An 18,301-nucleotide genomic window follows, 5' to 3' on the forward strand; every position below is an offset into this window, starting at 1 on the left:
CATGTTCCAATTCGACCTGCTCAAAACCGACCCCTCCAGCCAAGCCCGCCGAGGCACGCTGACCCTGAACCATGGCGTGGTGCAAACGCCGATCTTCATGCCCGTGGGGACGTATGGCACCGTCAAAGGTGTGATGCCGCGCAGCCTGCACGAGATGGGCGCGCAGATCATTTTGGGAAACACCTTCCATTTGTGGATGCGCCCGGGGCTGGACATCATGAAAGGCTTTGGCGGCCTGCACCAGTTTGAAAAATGGGAAAAACCCATCTTGACTGACTCGGGCGGTTTTCAGGTTTGGTCACTGGGCGACATGCGCAAGATCACCGAAGAGGGCGTGACCTTTGCCAGCCCCGTGAACGGCGACAAGCTGTTCATGTCGCCCGAGGTGAGCATGCAGATCCAGACCGTCCTGAACTCAGACATCGCGATGCAGCTTGACGAGTGCACGCCCTACGAGACCAAGGGGCACCTGACCACCGAGGCCGAAGCGCGTAAATCCATGGAGATGAGCCGCCGTTGGGCCGTGCGCTCCAAAGACGAGTTCGCCCGTCTGGAAAACCCCAACGCGCTGTTTGGCATCGTGCAAGGCGGCATGTTCGAGAACCTACGCCAAGAATCGCTGGACGCGCTGGTGGAGATGGACTTTCCGGGTTATGCCGTGGGCGGCGTGAGCGTGGGTGAGCCCAAAGACCTGATGCTGCAAATCATGGCGCACACCCCGCACCGCCTGCCCGCGAACAAGCCGCGCTACCTGATGGGCGTAGGGACCCCCGAGGATTTGGTGCAAGGCGTGGCCGATGGCGTGGACATGTTCGACTGCGTGATGCCCACCCGCAATGCCCGCAACGGCACGGTGTTCACCCGCTTTGGCGACCTGAAGCTGCGCAATGCCCGCCACAAGAACGATCCGCAGCCGCTGGACACCAGCTGCACCTGCCATGCCTGCGCGGGAACGTCTGGCGTATCGTGGGATGACGGTGGCCGAGACGGTTTCAGCCGCGCTTACATGCACCACTTGGACCGCTGCGGCGAAATGCTCGGCCCCATGCTGACCACCATCCACAACCTGCACTACTACCTGAACCTGATGCGCGAGGTGCGCGAATCGCTGGACGCGGGTCAGTTCTCGCAGTTCAGGGCGCAATTCAAGACGGATCGGGCGCGGGGGGTCTAAGGCATTTATCCTTGCAAATCACGGAATGAACCGCCAGATTTTCAAGGATGTTTCAACAACTTGGGGGCTCAATCGGTCGTGAACACCGTCAACACCCCGGTGTAACCGTACAGCTGGTTGTGGGCGATCTCGCCTGCCGCGAAAAAGCCCACCAAGGGCACATCACCCAAAGCGTGCCGGATGATTTGCAGCTCGGCGCTCGGCCCGCCAAAGTGCGGACCGCCTCGTCCGGTGCAGCTCACGTACACCGCGCCCGCGATGCGCTGACCTGCTTGGGGCAGTGTGGGCACCGGGTCGTCGCTCAGCGAATTGATGGCTTCGATGGACAGCATCTCGGGCTCCAGCGCTTCGCGGATTTCGGCGCACACGCGCACCAAATCGGCACGGGCCGCTTGCACATCGCGCTTGCAAAACGTCAAGCGCATGCCGGGTTGCAGATGCTCGGCAATGGCCACGCCTTGGCGCAAAGGGTCAAGGCCAATGATGTGGCGCACCCGCACGGCGCTGCCCAGATTGCCCGCACGGCCCACACCGGACTCACCAGACGCACTCAAGCCCACCAAGGTGGAACGCACCACGGCAATGGCTTTTTGCGGCTCACTCAGGCTGATGCCCAAATCGGCCAGCATCACATCCAGCGCGGGCTTGTCCGCCAACTTGAGCACCACATGGCCTTCGGCCTCGGTGATCTCTCGCTCGGGCGCCACAGGCTGACAGCCTTGCGTGACGCGTGACAACAAAGCCACCTCGGGCGAAAACGCCACGCCACTCAGGCCGCCTTGCAGCACACCGCCATGCACCTCTTGGCCTCCAGCGTCTTCGGCCCGCACGGCAAACTGCACACTGCGTGTGCGGCTGGCGCTCAGGCCACCAAACAAATAGCCTTGTTGCGTGCGCTCAGCGACCTCGCCAATCAACTCGGCCAAGTCGGGCGTGCTCGGGTCAGCGTGCACCAAAGCCGCATCGGCCCAACCCGCAGGCAAGGGCGACACACCCGAGAACACGCGGTATTGCTCTGGCGTCAGGTCACACAGCATGAGCGCCATGGCGGGTTCGTCAAAGTACTCGGCGTTGTTCACCGCCACGCCAATGCCCACCGTGCCCGCCCAGTCGGGCACCTCGGGCAGCGCTTGGCGCAAGTGGTCAAGCAGGGCTTGCGCCTCGGGTGCGTAATGGTCGGTGATGTAGAGCAGCGCCAACCGGGGTTGGCTTGCGTAATCGGGCAAGCCCATTTGGGCGCGCACCTGCGCCAGCACCAAGCCAGCGGCCATGCGCCACTGCGGATGGGTGGCGTGGCCACAAGGAAACAACTTCATGGGCAACTTACTTTTTGGCGGCTTTGCGCGGTGTGGCAGATGGGGACACTTTGCGGGAGGTCTGAGCTTTGGCCGGTTTGACCGCGGATGCGGGCTTGGCGGTTGCGCTTTTGTGTGCCCCCGCGGCTTGGGCGGCTCGCGTCTTGCCGGTTTGGCCTGTCGCAGTTTTGCCTGGAGTGGCCTTGCGCGCAGCCGAAGTTTTGGCTGATCGGGCGACCGATCCTGCCTTCTTGGCTTCTCCTGCCACGTCTTTCAATGCTGCAGTGGCAATGCCCTGGAACTGCTGCGTCAAAGCGCCCCACCATTGCATCGGATCGACGGCGGGTTTGGCCGCCTCAGTGGCCTCCTCAGTGGCTGCTTTGGCTTTGCCGGCATCGGCTTTTTCTGACGACGCAAACGGCGTGGCGGGCTCGGGTTCTGCCACAGGTTCCGGCGCAGCTGCGGAAACCGGGGGCTTGGCTGTGAATGCTTTGGCCAGGTCGGCCATGTTCACATTCATGCTTTGCAGAGTGGTCAAGGTCATTTTTTGCACCTCCATCGCCTGGATGGTGGCCTTGAGTGCTGTGGTGTTTTGTTCCAGCCAGAACAGCACCGACTTCAACTCCTGAATGCGTTTGTCGATGTCTTCGATGTTCAGCGTGGGGGCCACCCAGCTGGCCATGCCGGGCATGCCCGCCGCTGCCGAAGGCTGGGCTTGCGACGTGTTTTTGGACAGGTTTTGTAAAAAGTCAAAGCCCGGCACAAATTGGCCAAAGCCGAAGGCGGAAGGGTCGCTCATGGCAGTTCCTTGAAAAGTGTTCTGCAAAGCTTACCTGAAGACGCTTTCAAGCAGCCATTTGCTCAAGCTGCGGCACCATTGATAAGCAACTTGATGGTTTTCAGAGCTCAAAAAGCCCGATCGGCTGTGAACGTGACGCGGTGAAGTTTGCGGTGCTGCGGATAAAAATCGGCCACAGCGTAGTGCTGGGTTGAGCGGTTGTCCCAAACCGCTAGGGAATTGGGCTGCCAGCGAAACCGGGCTTGCACTTCAGGCGCTGTGATCAAGCCAAACAACTGCGCCAGCAATGCATCACTTTGCGTGCGCGACAGGCCATGGATGTGGGTGGTGAAGGTCGGGTTGACGTACAAAATCTTTTTGCCGGTGACAGGGTGCACACGCACCACCGGGTGCGTCACAGGCGGGTATTTGGCGCGAGCGGCCTGCAGCTGCTCGCCCGTGGCATCTTGGTGCAGCAAGTACTCGGTCCAGCCGGTCACCTCCCAAGTGTGCATGGCACTCAGGGTTTCCAGATAGGCTTTGAAGTCGGCGGGCAAGGCCTCGTAGGCGGTGGTCATGCTGGCCCAAACGGTGTCGCCGCCGCTGGCCGGAATCACTTGCGCATAGAGGCTGGTGCCGATGGGCGGATTGGCCTGCCAGGTGATGTCGGAATGCCAATTGTTGTTGGCAGCCGGGCGCTCGGCGGTGCTTTCCACAATTTCAATCTCGGGCTGGCTTTCCACACGGGGAAAGAAGGCTTTGACTTCGTTGACATGGCCAAAGCTGCGTGTAAAGGCCACCTGCTGAGCAGGGGTGAGCACTTGATCCCGAAAAAAGATCACCTCGAACTGGGCCAAGGCCGCTTTCAACTCGGCTTGGACCGCCCCGCTCAAGGCTTGCGCAATGTCCAGGCCGTGAACTGTGGCCCCAATGTGGGGGGTGTACGGCTCGACCACAAATGATTCGTAAGCCTTCGGAAGTTCTTTTGATTTCGCCATGCTGATTCCCTTTGAATGCAGTTTACGATGCCCGGTCATCAGTGGGCTCAGCTCTCGCTCAGAATTCACCCAGGCCTTGAAGGCACGCTGGTCTGCAGCGAACACACAAGTTGCTGACGCCACAGTCACATTAGGAGACTCTCGCCTGAGCAGATTTATGTCGACGGCCAAACTGTCAACGCGAGCCCCACCCCTGATTTAGCGCTATACACAGCGCCACAAACTGCGCTGCGGTTTGTCGTCAGCTGGGCTGAACAAGGCCATAAAACCGGTGCCTACAAAGTTGGGCCAAAGTCCAAGTTCTGTTGGTGTTCATGCCAAGGGGACCAAGCCATCAATGCTTCATGTGGCCGTCGCCATGCTTCATCGCGGGCATGGCGGCTTTGCGCGCTGGCACTTTGAGCTCGACCGATTGGCGTTTGCCATCTTTGCCCTCCACCACCAAGGTCACAGGCACCGTGTCACCGTCTTTGATCTGACCCTTGAGGTCCATTATCATGACGTGGTAACCACCCGGCTTGAGCGCTACCGTTTGGCCTGCAGGCAAGTTCAAACTGGGAATGGCGCGCATTTTCATGACACCGCCGTCCATGCTCATCTCATGCACTTCAACCACGCCCGCCACAGGCGACTGGGCCGAGATCAGTTTGGCGTCTTGCGCCGACTGCAGCTGCATGAAAGCGCCTGTGGCTTTTTGCTGCGCCACAGTGGCGCGCACCCAGGCGTCTTTGACGGTGACTTGGGCTTGGGCTTGAGAGGCAAGAGCCGACAACAAGACGGCAAGAGAGACAACAACGCGTTTCATGGCGAACTCCAAAAAGAAAATGACAAAGGGGAAAAGAGCAGGTGGTGCCTCAAAACAGCGACACCCTCAGGCGGGCCCATGAAGCAGCGCATGCGGTCGCACCGCATGCAGCCGTCAAACTGCCGCCTAGATCAAACGAATGCGGGGGGCGCGCGGGCCTGCCAGGGCAGGCCGATGAGCGAGGCCAGTCGTGCCTGCTCTGACGGGGCCAGCGCGAAGGACAGCCCCGTATGACCCTGTGTTTGTACCGACACCGTGGGCAGTGCGCTCATGGGCAAACACAAAGGGCAATGCAAGCCATCAACGCTGTCGCCAGCGGCCTGACCATCTGCATCCAACTGCACCAGTTTGGCGCTGCCCGCCGCCGTACAAACCAGTTGCAAGCCTTCAGGATTGACCAACGGCGAGGCCACAGCCACCCCGGTGAACAACGCGAACCAGACCAACACGAGGCGTGTCAGGGCTTGGGCGTTGCGCAGGGTTTGCATGTTTTGAATTATGACGCAAGGCAAAGCCTTTTTTAAGCAGTCTGCCCTCGGTCAAATGAGCGACGCTCCAAAGTGAGTCCATCCATTAATCTAGACGTTTCAACACTCAACAAGTTTGGAGACTTCCATGCTCACACTCTGCGGTTTTGCAGCCAGCAACTACCACAACAAAGTCAAATTGGCCTTGCTTGAAAAGGGCGTCCCCTTTGAAGAAGAACTCGCTTGGGTAGGGGCCACCGACGCCCAGGCCAGCCCTTTGGGCAAAGTGCCTTACCTCAAAACACCCGATGGGGCCATGTGTGAATCGGCGGTGATGCTGGAATACATTGAGCACCAATACCCACAAAACCCGCTGTTGCCCGCCTCGCCCTTTGAGGCGGCCAAGGTCCGCGAATTGGCCCTCTTTCTGGATTTGCATTTGGAATTGGTGGCGCGCAACCTGTACGCAGAAGCCTTTTTTGGTGGCAAGGTGAGCGACTCAGTGAAAGAAAAAACTGCCGCGCAACTGGAAAAAAACATCGCAGCCTTCACCCAGCTGGCTCAATTTTCGCCATTTGTGGCGGGCAACACCTTCACCCTCGCAGATTGCGCCGCCGTGGCACACCTGCCCTTGGTTTCTGGTGCCACCAAGGTGGTTTATGGGCGCGACTTTTTGGCCGACCTGCCCGTTCGCGACTACCTCAAACACATGGGCGAACGCCCGCACATGCAAAAGGTCAATGCCGATCGCAAAGCCAATATGGATTTGATGATGGCGCGCATGAAGGCCAAGTGAGTGCAGCCCCTGCGTTGACTTGGATCAATACAGGGAACTCAGCCACGGTTCAGGATGAGGCATGAACACATCTACCACCCTTTACCGTGAGCGCCTGCTGCAAGAGCGGGCGCAACTGCTTGCACGCATGGCTTTTGAACGCGGTGGGGTCATCTCCCAGGCGGCCATGGCAGCGAAAAAAGACGTCCATGACTTTGACACCCACGCCCAAGTGATCACCGAGCGCGACAAAGAGTTCGCCATGAACGCGCACGAAACGGCTGAACTCGGCGAATTGGCCCAAGCCTTGCAACGTCTTGATGCGGGGCAATATGGCACCTGCATGGACTGTGCAGCAGACATTCCTGCGGCACGGCTTGACGCTTACCCTGCAGCCTTGCGTTGCGTCACTTGTCAGGGCATTGTCGAAGCTGCCCAATGAAAGCCGAATTGGCGCATCAAGGATCCAGCGCCAAGATGATTGAATCGATGGGTTGAACGTCAATCAGGCTCGCAGGTCGTGCCTTTAGGGTCCGACGACTCATCCACTCGAGAAATGAATTTGCAAAGGACTATGGATCCACCAACTGCATGTCGGTCCTGTAGGCACCCACCTGCAAAAGAGTCACTGCAAGCCCTAGGCTCAAGACCTCACTGGGCCCACTCAATGGTCCGCCGTTGTTGGCTGTGGATCGTCAGCACTTGCGGTGCCTCGCCCTGCTATGCTTTGAAACATGAGAAGCCTTTTCCATTTTGCGTTTCACGTCACGGACCTTGACGAAGCCCGTCGCTTTTACGGCGGCACGCTCGGCTGCCAAGAGGGTCGGTCAACCGACACTTGGGTGGACTTTGATTTCTTTTCGCATCAGATTTCACTGCACCTGGGTGAGCCTTTCAAAACCACGCTGACAGGCCATGTGGGCGATCAACTCGTGCCCATGCCGCACTTTGACCTGGTCTTGCAAAAAGACGATTGGCAAGCTTTGGCAGACCGCTTGTTGGCGGCGAACATGCCGTTTGTGGTGGCGCCCCATTTGCGCTTTGAGGGCCAACCCGGAGAGCAATGGACCATGTTTTTCATGGACCCTTTTGGCAACCCAATCGAGGTCAAGGGCTTTGCCGATCTGAGCGCGATTTACGCCAACTAACCCAGCGGTCCAGAAACAAGGGTCTCACCGGCCCTCAGACTTTCCCGAGGGCTCGGGCTTGGGACCGATCAAAGGCACATCTTTTTTAGACCGTGGTTGACCCATGGGCACGGAGGTCATGCCTTTTTGTGTGGCCAGCATGTCTGCTTCGCTGGGGTATTGACCCAACAACCAATAGTCGAAAACACGGCGCGCGATAGGCGCGGCAGCGGCTGCACCAAACCCCGCATTCTCGACCACCACAGCCAAGGCTATTTGAGGGTTGTCAGCTGGCGCGTAAGCCATGTACAAAGCATGGTCACGCTGGTATTCCGACATTTTGGCCGCATCGTATTTTTCTTTTTGCCCAATGGTCACAGCTTGCGCAGTACCGGTCTTGCCGGCGCTGGTGTAGGGCGCATCCGCAAACACCCGTTGCGATGTCCCAGCGGTCACCACACCCTCCAAACCTTTTCGCACCACGTCGATGTGTTCGCGCTTGTAGCCCAAATCCAAAGGTTCTGACGTGTGCACTTGGGCTTGGATGTGCGAGAGCGCCTCTTGCGTTGCGGTGACGACATGGGGCTTGAATTGCACGCCGCCATTGGCGATTGTGGCCGTGGCCGAAGCCAGCTGCAACATGGTGAAGGTGTTGTAACCCTGACCAATGCCCAGCGAAATGGTTTCTCCTCCAAACCATTTTTTCTGCTCCGGCCTTTTGAAGTAACTTCGCTTCCAGTCGGTACTGGGCAAAATGCCGCGCACCTCACCTGGCAAATCGATACCGGTGATCTGTCCAAAACCCAAAGGCTTCATGAAGTCATGGATCGAGTCCACGCCCATGTCGTTGGCCAGCTCGTAGTAATACACGTTGCTCGACTTCACGATGGAAGTCACCATGTCCACCGAACCCAAGCCCACATCGCCGTGGCTGCGAAAGGTGTGGCCGCCGTACGTCCATGAACCCGTATCGTTCACGGTGGTGCTGGCTTTGCGTTTGCCCGTGGTCAACGCCGCCAAGGCCATGAACGGCTTGTAAGTGGAGCCCGGTGGGTAAGTCCCGCGCAATGCCCGGTTGAGCAAGGGCTTGTCGATCGACTCGTTGAGCATTTGCCAGTTCTCAACATCGATGCCATCCACAAACCAGTTGGGGTCAAACGTTGGCTTACTCACAAAAGCCAACACGGCACCTGTTTTCGGGTCCAACGCCACCAAAGCGCCGCGCCGCTTGCCAAACAGGTCTTCCACCATTTTTTGCAACTGGATATCAATGGACAACACCACGTTTTGCCCAGGCACGGCAGGACGGTTGAACAGACTTCGGATCGCCTGTCCCCCGGCTGATGTCTCGATTTGATTGATCCCGGTGACGCCGTGCAACTCGCGCTCATAGCGTTGCTCCACACCCAATTTACCGATGTACTCGGTTCCCCTGTAATTGGCCGTGTCATCGTTTTCTTCGAGCCGCTCTTTGTCACGTTGGTTGATGCGCCCGATGTAGCCGATCACATGGCTGGCCAATTCACCATACGGGTACTGGCGGAACAAACGGGCTTTGATTTCAACCCCGGGAAAGCGGTAGCTCTGGGCGCTGAAGCGGGCCACTTCTTCGTCCGTCAGGCGGTTGCGAATGGGCAGTGAGTCAAAGCTTTTGGATTCTTCACGCAGTCGCTTGAAGCGGCGACGGTCTTTGATCTGGATGTCCACCAACTCGGCCAGCTCATCAATCGTGACTTCCAAGTCTTGCACTTTGGAAGGCGTGATCTCCAAGGTATAAGCCGAATAGTTGTTGGCCAGCACCAAGCCATTGCGGTCCAAGATGTTGCCGCGTGGCGGCACGGTGGGCAAGATGGCGGTTCGGTTGTTTTCGGCCTGTGCCATCAGGTCGTCGTAACGGATCACTTGCAAGTGGATCAAGCGCGCCGCCAACAGCAAAAAGCACAGCAGCACCACCCATTGGATCACGACCACGCGGCCTTGAAATCGATCAATCTCAGCACGTATGTCGCGCAACTCCGACAGCGAAGGCATGTTCCATGACATGGTCAAAGCGGCCGTATGTCATCGCGTTCAAAAGCACGCCGTTGCGGAGCCAACAACAAAGCCCCCACGACGGGCCACAGCGCAGCTTGCATGAAGGGCGCCAACAATTGACTCCAAGCTGGCCAAGCATCGTGCACGATCAAACGCGAGAGCCACTCGACTACCGAAGCCGCCAAAAAGAGCGGCAAAATTTGCAAAGCCTGCTCACGCAAAGGAAACCACAGCAAACGACGCTGCGCCAATGTCGCCAGGCCAGAGAGCACCACATACGACAAAGCGTTTTGCCCCAACAAGGCCGATTCATGCACATCGAGCGCCAAGCCCAACAAAAACGCCAGAATCAAACCCACACGCCGAGGTTGGTGCACCGTCCAAAACACCATCACAACAGCGAGCACGTCAGGCACCCAATACCAACCCAGCAGGCCCAGCAGCATGTGCATCAGCAAGGCCAGTAAAAAACTGAGCGCAATGAACTTGGGATTGGCGGGCAACAGGAGGGGGCGGCCAGCGGGCATGATCATGGTTGAGCTCCTGCGGCTTGCTGTCCGGGCAAGCCCGGTTTGCCTTTTGTGGTCGCCTTTTTACCGGTCGCAGGCTCTGGGGCTGGAGGCCAATCTTTTACCGGCAAGAGCACCAGCAAGTGACGCCCACGTTCGGTGGCCATCGGCTCGGCATGCACCCGGGCAAAGGTTGACTCCACTCGGCGATCAATGCGCACAATTCGCCCCACATGCAAGCCCGCCGGATAAACCCCATCAAGACCGCTGGTGGTCAGGAGGTCGCCATTTTGAATGTCCATGCCCGATGGCACGAATTTCAAATCCAGGGACCCACCCAAGGTGTAAGGATCTCCGTTGGCCACATGGCGGCTGCCAGTACGGGTGTTCATGACCGGTATGCTTTGGTCGCGGTCCGTGAGCAAGGTGACCTCGCTGACCAAGGGATACACGCGGGTGACCTGCCCCACAACGCCCGCCGTGTCAATGACGGCAGAGCCTTGCACAATGCCTGCGAGTTGGCCTCGGTCCACCACGACGCGTCGGGTGTAGGGATCAGCCGTGTCGTAGAGCACCTGAACGGCCTTGGCGGGGCCGCCCGTCTGTGCCCGCAAATCCAACAGCTGCCGCAATTGGGCGTTTTCCTGCGTCAGCTGTTCAACCTGTTGCAAGCGCTGCGCCTGGGCAATCGTCCGGCTCTGAAAAACTTCTGCGGCATCTTGCGCCTCTTCCAAGTTACCCAAATATTGGCCAGCAGCACGGACCGCTCGACCGGGTTGCAATGAGAGCCATTGCAATGGTGCCAGTACCAAGGCCACACCGGAGCGCAGGGGCTGCGATATTTGCAAACGGTGGTCGGCCGCCATCAGCAAAACAGCCAGCAGCCCCAGCAGCAACATCTTTGAAGTCGCAGACAGACCCGGCCGAAAGATCGGCGGTGCGCTGCGTTCAAACGTATCCAGGGCCATGGTTCAATTGCACCGGATGGTGGTGGGTTGAAGAAGTGGGGTGGCAGCCAATCCGCACCCGTCCGTTTCTTACTCGGTGGTAAAAATGCTGCCCAGCTGGTCCATGCGTTCCAAAGCCATGCCGCAACCGCGCGCCACGCAGGTCAGCGGGTCTTCGGCCACCAGCACCGGCAAGCCGGTTTCTTCGGCCAGCAAGCGGTCCAGGTCACGCAGCAAAGCGCCACCACCGGTGAGCATCATGCCGCGCTCGGCGATGTCGGCACCCAACTCGGGTGGCGTGTGCTCCAGCGCCGTCTTGACGGCCGAGACGATTTGGTTGAGCGGATCGATCAGGGCTTCCAAAATTTCATTGGAGCTGATGGTGAAGCTGCGCGGCACCCCTTCAGACAGGTTGCGACCCTTGACTTCCATTTCCTTGACTTCGCTGCCTGGGAAAGCAGAACCAATGTTCTTCTTGATGGCTTCGGCCGTGGGCTCGCCGATCATCATGCCGTAGTTGCGTCGGATGTAGCTGATGATGGCTTCGTCGAACTTGTCGCCACCCACGCGCACGCTGCCTTTGTAGACCATGCCGCCCAATGAGATCACACCGACCTCGGTGGTGCCGCCACCAATGTCCACCACCATCGAGCCCGAAGCTTCCGACACGGGCAAGCCCGCGCCGATGGCTGCGGCCATGGGTTCTTCGATCAAATACACCTCGGAGGCGCCAGCACCCAAAGCCGACTCACGAATGGCACGGCGCTCGACCTGGGTCGAGCCGCATGGCACGCAAATGATGATACGCGGGCTGGGGCGGAAAGTGCTGCGCGGGTGCACCATGCGGATGAACTGCTTGAGCATCTGCTCGGTCACGGTGAAGTCGGCGATCACGCCGTCTTTCATGGGGCGGATGGCTTCGATGTTGCCGGGCACTTTGCCGAGCATGGCCTTGGCTTCGTGGCCCACGGCTTGCAAGGTTTTCTTGCCCTGAGGGCCACCTTCGTGGCGGATGGCCACCACAGAGGGCTCGTCCAGCACGATGCCCTTGTCACGCACAAAAATCAGGGTATTGGCAGTGCCCAGGTCAATGGCCAAATCACTGGAAAAATAACGACGAAATGAGGAAAACATGGGAAATCCTTTGGGGCTCAAACCCGAGCCTGATCAACAAACAGGCACAAGTGGGGCACAGCAAGCAAATAGAGGTGTATCAAAATGGGTGCTTGGCAAGGCATTCTGAACCCTTCAGCAAACACAGGATAATACCCGATACCCCAATGATTTGACGGCCCCAAGCCACTGCCTTGCATTGAAAAACACCGCCATTACAAGCCTTTTTGAACCATGTCGCTGACCCCACAAGATATTGCCCGCATCGCGAACCTCGCCCGGCTGGAACTCAAGCCCGATGAAAGCGAGCGCATGCTCACTCAAATCAACGGCTTTTTTGGCATCGTCCAAGCCATGCAGGCGGTCGACACCACCGGCATCACCCCCATGGCCCACCCCGTGGCGGCCATTCAGGACATCACGCTGCGCCTGCGCCCCGACCTGGCCAGCGAGCCCAACCAACGCGATTTGAACCAGCAAAGCGCCCCCGCCGTCGAGCGCGGCCTGTTCCTGGTCCCCAAAGTCATCGAGTAAGCCATGAGTGATCTGCACAACCTCAGCGTGAAAGCGCTGGCAAACCTTTTGCACACCAAAGAAGTCAGTGCGGTGGAAGTCGCCACGCGCTTTTTGGCCCGCATGGGCGGCAACCCACACAACGCGTTTTTGGACATCGACAGCGAAGTGACGCTGGCCCAGGCCCGCGCCTCGGACGCCAAACTGGCCGACGGCACCGCCGGGCCACTGGAAGGCGTGCCCGTGGCGCACAAAGACGTGTTTGTCACCCGCGATTTCGCCACCACCGCAGGCTCCAAAATCCTGAGCGGCTACCGCTCGCCGTTTGACGCCACCGTGGTACAGCGCCTGCGCACAGCGGGCATGGTCAGCTTGGGCAAGCTCAACTGCGACGAATTCGCCATGGGCTCGGCCAACGAAAACTCGGCTTACGGCCCGGTGCAAAACCCCTGGGACACAGCCCGTGTGCCTGGCGGGTCTTCTGGCGGCAGCGCCGCCGCTGTGGCCGCTGGCCTGGCCCCCGCCGCCACCGGCACCGACACAGGCGGCTCGATCCGCCAGCCCGCCAGCTTTTGCGGCATCACCGGCATCAAGCCCACCTATGGCCGCGCCAGCCGTTACGGCATGATCGCCTACGCATCGAGCTTGGACCAGGCCGGCCCTATGGCCCGTAGCGCCGAAGACTGCGCGCTCTTGCTGAGCGCCATGTGCGGTGCGGACTTGGACCGTGACTCGACCTCGCTGGACATGCCGACCGAAGACTTCGCGGCATCGCTGAACAATTCACTTGAAGGCCTGCGCATTGGCATTCCCAAAGAGTTCTTTGGCAAAGGCCTGCACGCCGATGTGCGCGCTGCCGTCGATGGCGCTTTGCGCGAATATGAAAAGCTCGGTGCCAAGCTGGTGCCCATCAGCCTGCCGCGCACCGAATTGTCGATTCCGGTGTACTACATCATTGCCCCGGCCGAAGCCAGTTCCAACCTCAGCCGCTTTGACGGCGTGAAGTTTGGCCACCGTGCCAAGGACTACACCGACTTGGTGGACATGTACAAAAAGACCCGCGCCGAAGGCTTTGGCAACGAGGTCAAGCGCCGCATCATGACGGGCGCGTATGTGCTCTCGCATGGGTATTACGACGCCTACTACCTTCAAGCGCAAAAAATTCGCCGCATGATTGCCGATGACTTCCAAAACGCGTTCAAAGAATGCGACGTGATCGCTGGCCCCGTGGCCCCATCGGTGGCCTGGAAGTTTGGCGAAAACGCGGGCGACCCCGTTGCCGACTACCTGGCCGACATATTCACCTTGCCCGCCTCGCTGGCCGGTCTGCCCGGCATGAGCGTGCCCGCAGGCTTTGGCGTGGGCGGCATGCCTGTGGGCCTGCAGTTGATTGGCAACTACTTCAAAGAAGCCCAGTTGCTGAACGCCGCGCACCGCCTGCAACAAGCGACCGATTTCCACCTTCGCAAGCCGGAGGGCATCTGACATGAGCAAACTCGTCCAAGGCTACGAAGTCGTCATCGGCTTCGAAACACACGCCCAACTCTCGACCAAAAGCAAGATTTTCAGCCGCGCCTCCGTGGCGTTTGGTGCTGAGCCCAACACGCAAGCCTGCGCGGTGGACATGGCCCTGCCCGGCACGCTGCCCGTGATGAACGTCGGCGCGGTCGAACGCGCCATTGAATTCGGTCTGGCCATCAACGCGCACATCGCTGAGCGCAGCATCTTTGCCCGCAAAAACTACTTCTACCCCGACCTGCCCAAGGGCTACCAGATCAGCCAGTTCGAGATCCCGGTGGTGCAAGGCGGCGAGGTGTCCTTCTTTTTGGAAGAGGGCAAAGAGACTGTTCGCAAAACCGTGCGCTTGGAACGTGCGCACCTCGAAGAAGACGCGGGCAAATCGCTGCACGAAGACGCAGCACTCGGAGGTGGGGGTCAATCCGGCATTGACCTGAACCGCGCTGGCACGCCTTTGCTGGAAATCGTGACCCAGCCCGACATGCGCGGCAGCGACGAAGCCGTGGCTTATGCCAAAGAGCTGCACAAGATCGTGACCTGGATCGGCATCTGCGACGGCAACATGCAAGAAGGCAGTTTCCGGTGTGATGCCAACGTGTCGGTGCGCAAGCCTGGTGACCCGCTGGGCACCCGCCGCGAGATCAAGAACCTGAACAGCTTCAAGTTCATGCAGCAAGCCATCGACTACGAAGTGCGCTGGCAAATTGACCAAATCGAAGACGGCCACACCATCCAGCAAGCCACGGTGCTGTTCGACCCCGACACGGGCGAGACCCGCGCCATGCGCACCAAGGAAGACGCCGCCGACTACCGCTACTTCCCCGACCCGGACCTGCCACCACTGGTGATCGGCCGCGATTGGGTGGAGCGCGTGCGCAGCGAAATGGCCGAGTTGCCCCGCGTGATGGCCGAGCGCTTCGTCAAAGACTACGCCCTGCCCGAATACGACGCCACGCAGCTGACCCAAAGCAAGGCGGTCGCCACCTACTTTGAAGCCACGGCCAAAGCCTGCGGCCAAGCCAAACTGGCCAGCAACTGGATCATGGGCGAAGTGTCACGCCGATTGAACGCCAGCGAGATGGACATTGAGCAAGCCCCCGTCAGCGCAATGCAGCTGGCAGCCCTGATTACACGAATTCAGGATGACTCCATCAGCAACAATGCCGCACGTCAGGTTTTCGAAACAGTATGGTTAGGTGAGTTTAGAGTTCCATCGTGGCCCGAAGGAATCAACTCTATTCGGGATTGGGCTCAACGTTTCAATGCGTTGCGAGAACAACTTCAGTTAATGGATGCGATCATCGAAGCCAAAGGCCTCAAACAAATGAACGACACCGACGAGCTGGAAAAGATCATCGACGACGTGCTCGCCGCCAACCCCAAGAACGTGGAAGAGTTCAAGGCCGGTAACGCCAAAGCCCTGAACGGCCTGGTCGGCCCGATCATGAAGGCCAGCAAGGGCAAGGCCAATCCGGGGCAGGTGAATGCTTTGTTGATGAAGAAGCTGGGCTGACCGTCCTCTGCCACCATCGCCGTTTGCGCTTCGTGGATGAAGCGTAAACGGCTTTTTTACGCTTCACTCGCCTTCAAAAGGGTGTCACGCCTGGGCCAACGGCACGATTTCCTGCTCGATCGCGCCAAACAAGCTTTCGCCGTTTTGGCCCTTCATCTCAATGCGGATGGTGTCGCCGAACTTCATGAATTCGGTGCTGGGCTTGCCGTCCAGGATGGTTTCGATGGCGCGTTTTTCGGCGATGCAGCTGTAGCCTTTGGGCCACTCGGGTTTGCCCTTCACTTCCACGCTTTTGTTGCTCACCGTGCCGCTGCCCACGATGGAGCCGGCGCGCACGTTGCGGGTTTTGCAGATGTGAGCGATCAATTGGCCGAAGTGGAAGGTCATCTCGAGGCCGGCTTCGCACATGCCCACTTTGCGGCCGTTCCAGGTGGACTGCAACGTCAAGTGCACGCGGCCACCTTGCCAAGTGTCACCCAACTCGTCGGGCGTCACAGCGACGGGGCTGAAGGCGGTGGCGGGTTTGCTTTGCAAAAACCCAAAACCCTTGCCCAGTTCGGCAGGAATCAGGTTGCGCAGGCTCACATCGTTGGCCAGCATGATCAGGCGCACGCTTTCGACGGCGTCGTCGGCGCTGGTCTGCATGGGCACGTCGCCGGTGATGACGGCGATCTCGGCTTCAAAGTCGATGCCAAAAGCTTCGCTGGCGCAGACCACCGGGTCGCAAGGACCAATGAAGTCGTCGCTGCCGCCTTGGTACATGAGCGGATAGGTGTAAAAACTGGCGGGCACTTCGGAGTTGCGCGCCGCACGCACCAGCTCCACATGGTTGATGTAGGCGGAGCCATCGGCCCACTGGTAGGCGCGGGGCAGGGGGGCCATGCATTGCGCCGGGTCAAACGGGAAAGCGTGGCGGGCCTTGCCTTGGTTCAGGGTGGTGTACAGGTCTTCCAGCTGCGGGGCCAAAAAGTTCCAGTCGTCCAGCACTTGCTGCAGTTTGCTGGCGATGCCGGTCGCATAATGGGCGGTGCTCAGATCGCGCGAAACCACCACCAGTTGTCCATCGCGTGAGCCGTCTTTGTAGGTCGCCAATTTCATGATGTTTACCTGTTTTTTCCGTCATTCAAAGCCAAGTTCGCCAAGGCTGAATCACGCATTAAATTACGCATTGTTAAACTCGTTTAACTAAACGAAACCAGATTCTAGAGCATATGGCCACCGAAAGCACCTTGGACACGACCCCAGACGGGGACAAAGAGCGCGCAGGCATCCAGTCGGTAGAGGTGGGCTTTGCCCTGTTGGACGTGCTGGCCCAGGCACCGGGTCCCTTGATGTTGCGCGACTTGGCCAGTGCGGCGGGCATGAGTGCCGCCAAGGCCCACCGCTACTTGGTGAGCTTTCAGCGCCTCAATTTGGTGGTGCAGGATGCCAATACACGCTACGAACTCGGTCCCGCCACTCTGCGCCTGGGTTTGGCCACTTTGTCTCGCTTAGACGCCGTCAAACTGGCGCGTGAGCGCTTACCCACTTTGATGGACCAAACCGGCCACACTCTGGCCCTGGCTGTCTGGGGCAACCGGGGTCCGACCTTGGTGCATTGGCAAGAAACGCCGCTGGCCATGCCCGTCAGCCTGCGACTGGGCGATGTGATGCCACTCTTGTCGTCGGCCACGGGCCGGTGTTTTGCCGCCTTCATCGGCCACGGCGGCGCAGCCAACAAGGCGCAGCCCATGATCGACGCCGAGCTGGCCTTGGCCCGCAAACTCGGCCGCAGCGATTTACCCTCCACCCCGGCACAAGTGCAAGCCATGCTGAGCGAGACCCGGGCGCAAGGGCTGGGCCGCGTGGTCAATGTGCTGTTGCCGGGCATTTCAGGCCTGTGTGCGCCCGTGTTCGATGCAGGCGGGCATTTGGCCTTGGGTGTGGTGTCGTTGGGCTCATCGGCCACGCTGGATGCCGACTGGGATGGCCCCGTGGCTCAGCCGCTGCGTGCATTTGCGCACCAACTGTCGGCCGACCTGGGCTGGCGCACGGCTTGAATGCCGCTGGCTTACCCCACCGGCCCTGCCCCATGCCAAGCCACCAGCACCCAACGCAGGCCAACAGACGCCAGTTGCTGAGTTGGGTTTGTCTGTTGCGCGTGATGCCCCTGGGCTTGTGGCTCAAAGGGGCTGATGCCGCAGAGCCGCTGCAGCCAGAGGCCTCGGCGTTACCCGCCTCGGCTTTGCTGAGCTACCGACTCAATGGCCAGGAAAAAGGCATCCCCTACCAAGCCAGCGGTGAGTTGCGCTGGCAACACAACGCCAGCGCGTACGACATGCGTTTGTCGATCAAGGTTTTTTTGCTCGGCTCGCGCCAATGGCGCAGCACGGGCCAAATCACCCCGGCCGGGCTGGCACCCCATCGGTTTTCAGACGATTGGCGAAAAGGGAAAACGGCCGACTTTGACCGTCAAGCCAGGCGCATCGTTTTCAGTGACAACCCCCAAGCGGTACCACTGCAGGACGGCGCCCAAGATCAGGTGAGCCTTTACGCGCAACTGGCCGTCGCCATGGCCAAAGCCGGCGGGGGCTTGCAGCCCGGCAGCCGTTTGCAAATTCAGACTGCCACAGTGCGTGATGCCTTGCCCTGGTTGTTGACCCTGGAGCAGGTCGAGACATTGCAACTGGACGGACGGCCCCTGCAAGCCAGCAAATGGGTGGCCCGTCGACACCCACGCGACGACGCACAGGTGG

The 18,301-nt window shown here is 59.5% G+C and carries 18 protein-coding genes and 1 pseudogene; 9 read left to right on the forward strand and 10 right to left on the reverse strand.

What is annotated here, in order from left to right:
• The first annotated feature begins 1 nt into the window (after position 1).
• The gene (gene tgt / locus Q0341_RS08855; RefSeq protein ID WP_299512256.1) at positions 2 to 1,174 is read left to right on the forward strand and encodes a tRNA guanosine(34) transglycosylase Tgt; all 1,173 of its coding nucleotides are present in this window, start codon (positions 2 to 4) and stop codon (positions 1,172 to 1,174) included.
• A 68-nt stretch (positions 1,175 to 1,242) separates the two neighbouring features.
• Here the strand turns inward: tgt and Q0341_RS08860 are convergent, their stop codons facing one another.
• The 5 genes from Q0341_RS08860 to Q0341_RS08880 all read right to left on the reverse strand — a co-directional run bounded on the left by Q0341_RS08860 (position 1,243) and on the right by Q0341_RS08880 (position 5,538).
• The gene (locus Q0341_RS08860; protein WP_299512259.1) at positions 1,243 to 2,490 is read right to left on the reverse strand and encodes an FIST N-terminal domain-containing protein; all 1,248 of its coding nucleotides are present in this window, start codon (positions 2,488 to 2,490) and stop codon (positions 1,243 to 1,245) included.
• A 7-nt stretch (positions 2,491 to 2,497) separates the two neighbouring features.
• Positions 2,498 to 3,268 carry a PhaM family polyhydroxyalkanoate granule multifunctional regulatory protein gene (locus Q0341_RS08865; protein WP_299512261.1) on the reverse strand — a complete coding sequence of 257 codons (771 nt, stop codon included), beginning with the start codon at positions 3,266 to 3,268 and terminating at the stop codon, positions 2,498 to 2,500.
• A 107-nt stretch (positions 3,269 to 3,375) separates the two neighbouring features.
• Complete coding sequence (locus Q0341_RS08870; protein WP_299512263.1) at positions 3,376 to 4,245, reverse strand: TauD/TfdA family dioxygenase; 870 nt, start codon at positions 4,243 to 4,245, stop codon at positions 3,376 to 3,378.
• 334 nt (positions 4,246 to 4,579) lie between these two features.
• Complete coding sequence (locus tag Q0341_RS08875; protein ID WP_299512264.1) at positions 4,580 to 5,050, reverse strand: copper chaperone PCu(A)C; 471 nt, start codon at positions 5,048 to 5,050, stop codon at positions 4,580 to 4,582.
• Between the two features lie 131 nt (positions 5,051 to 5,181).
• Entirely contained in the window at positions 5,182 to 5,538 is a 357-nt protein-coding gene (locus tag Q0341_RS08880; protein ID WP_299512267.1) for a DUF2946 family protein, read from the reverse strand.
• Positions 5,539 to 5,665: 127 nt separating this feature from the next.
• Here Q0341_RS08880 and Q0341_RS08885 point away from each other — a divergent pair, with 127 nt between their 5' ends.
• The 3 genes from Q0341_RS08885 (at position 5,666) to Q0341_RS08895 (ending at position 7,440) form a co-directional block, all read left to right on the forward strand.
• Complete coding sequence (locus Q0341_RS08885; RefSeq protein WP_299512270.1) at positions 5,666 to 6,313, forward strand: glutathione S-transferase; 648 nt, start codon at positions 5,666 to 5,668, stop codon at positions 6,311 to 6,313.
• A gap of 61 nt (positions 6,314 to 6,374) precedes the next feature.
• On the forward strand, positions 6,375 to 6,734 hold the full coding sequence (locus Q0341_RS08890; RefSeq protein ID WP_299512271.1) for a TraR/DksA C4-type zinc finger protein: 360 nt from the start codon (positions 6,375 to 6,377) through the stop codon (positions 6,732 to 6,734).
• Positions 6,735 to 7,026: 292 nt separating this feature from the next.
• Positions 7,027 to 7,440, forward strand: coding sequence for a VOC family protein (locus Q0341_RS08895; RefSeq protein WP_299512272.1), 414 nt, complete (start codon positions 7,027 to 7,029; stop codon positions 7,438 to 7,440).
• A 24-nt stretch (positions 7,441 to 7,464) separates the two neighbouring features.
• Here the strand turns inward: Q0341_RS08895 and mrdA are convergent, their stop codons facing one another.
• From mrdA to Q0341_RS08915, 4 genes are all read right to left on the reverse strand, one after another.
• Complete coding sequence (gene mrdA / locus Q0341_RS08900) at positions 7,465 to 9,462, reverse strand: penicillin-binding protein 2 (RefSeq protein WP_299512274.1); 1,998 nt, start codon at positions 9,460 to 9,462, stop codon at positions 7,465 to 7,467.
• 2 nt (positions 9,463 to 9,464) lie between these two features.
• Entirely contained in the window at positions 9,465 to 9,986 is a 522-nt protein-coding gene (gene mreD / locus Q0341_RS08905) for a rod shape-determining protein MreD (RefSeq protein WP_299512275.1), read from the reverse strand.
• Positions 9,983 to 10,930 (reverse strand): rod shape-determining protein MreC, encoded by a 948-nt coding sequence (gene mreC, locus Q0341_RS08910; RefSeq protein WP_299512277.1) that lies wholly within the window; start codon positions 10,928 to 10,930, stop codon positions 9,983 to 9,985. Before mreC ends, mreD begins: the two co-directional genes overlap by 4 nt.
• Before the next feature lie 69 nt (positions 10,931 to 10,999).
• Complete coding sequence (locus Q0341_RS08915) at positions 11,000 to 12,043, reverse strand: rod shape-determining protein (protein ID WP_299512279.1); 1,044 nt, start codon at positions 12,041 to 12,043, stop codon at positions 11,000 to 11,002.
• A 213-nt stretch (positions 12,044 to 12,256) separates the two neighbouring features.
• Here Q0341_RS08915 and gatC point away from each other — a divergent pair, with 213 nt between their 5' ends.
• The 3 genes from gatC to gatB are packed head-to-tail and all read left to right on the forward strand — an operon-like array spanning position 12,257 to position 15,566.
• Complete coding sequence (gene gatC / locus Q0341_RS08920) at positions 12,257 to 12,556, forward strand: Asp-tRNA(Asn)/Glu-tRNA(Gln) amidotransferase subunit GatC (protein WP_299512281.1); 300 nt, start codon at positions 12,257 to 12,259, stop codon at positions 12,554 to 12,556.
• A gap of 3 nt (positions 12,557 to 12,559) precedes the next feature.
• Positions 12,560 to 14,020 (forward strand): Asp-tRNA(Asn)/Glu-tRNA(Gln) amidotransferase subunit GatA, encoded by a 1,461-nt coding sequence (gene gatA / locus Q0341_RS08925; protein WP_299512284.1) that lies wholly within the window; start codon positions 12,560 to 12,562, stop codon positions 14,018 to 14,020.
• Position 14,021: 1 nt separating this feature from the next.
• Positions 14,022 to 15,566: an Asp-tRNA(Asn)/Glu-tRNA(Gln) amidotransferase subunit GatB gene (gatB, locus tag Q0341_RS08930; RefSeq protein WP_299512287.1), complete on the forward strand. Its 1,545-nt coding sequence runs from the start codon at positions 14,022 to 14,024 to the stop codon at positions 15,564 to 15,566.
• A gap of 84 nt (positions 15,567 to 15,650) precedes the next feature.
• On the opposite strand, the gene Q0341_RS08935 is transcribed toward gatB, so the two are convergent.
• Positions 15,651 to 16,664: a fumarylacetoacetate hydrolase family protein gene (locus Q0341_RS08935; RefSeq protein ID WP_299512289.1), complete on the reverse strand. Its 1,014-nt coding sequence runs from the start codon at positions 16,662 to 16,664 to the stop codon at positions 15,651 to 15,653.
• A 113-nt stretch (positions 16,665 to 16,777) separates the two neighbouring features.
• Between Q0341_RS08935 and Q0341_RS08940 the strand changes: the two genes are divergently transcribed.
• Both Q0341_RS08940 and Q0341_RS08945 read left to right on the forward strand, forming a co-directional pair.
• The gene (locus Q0341_RS08940; RefSeq protein WP_299512291.1) at positions 16,778 to 17,605 is read left to right on the forward strand and encodes an IclR family transcriptional regulator; all 828 of its coding nucleotides are present in this window, start codon (positions 16,778 to 16,780) and stop codon (positions 17,603 to 17,605) included.
• A gap of 104 nt (positions 17,606 to 17,709) precedes the next feature.
• Positions 17,710 to 18,301, forward strand: a pseudogene (locus Q0341_RS08945) (hypothetical protein); the annotation flags it as partial.

It is taken from the genome of uncultured Limnohabitans sp. (assembly GCF_937889215.1).
In the GTDB taxonomy this organism is placed as follows: domain Bacteria; phylum Pseudomonadota; class Gammaproteobacteria; order Burkholderiales; family Burkholderiaceae_C; genus Limnohabitans_A.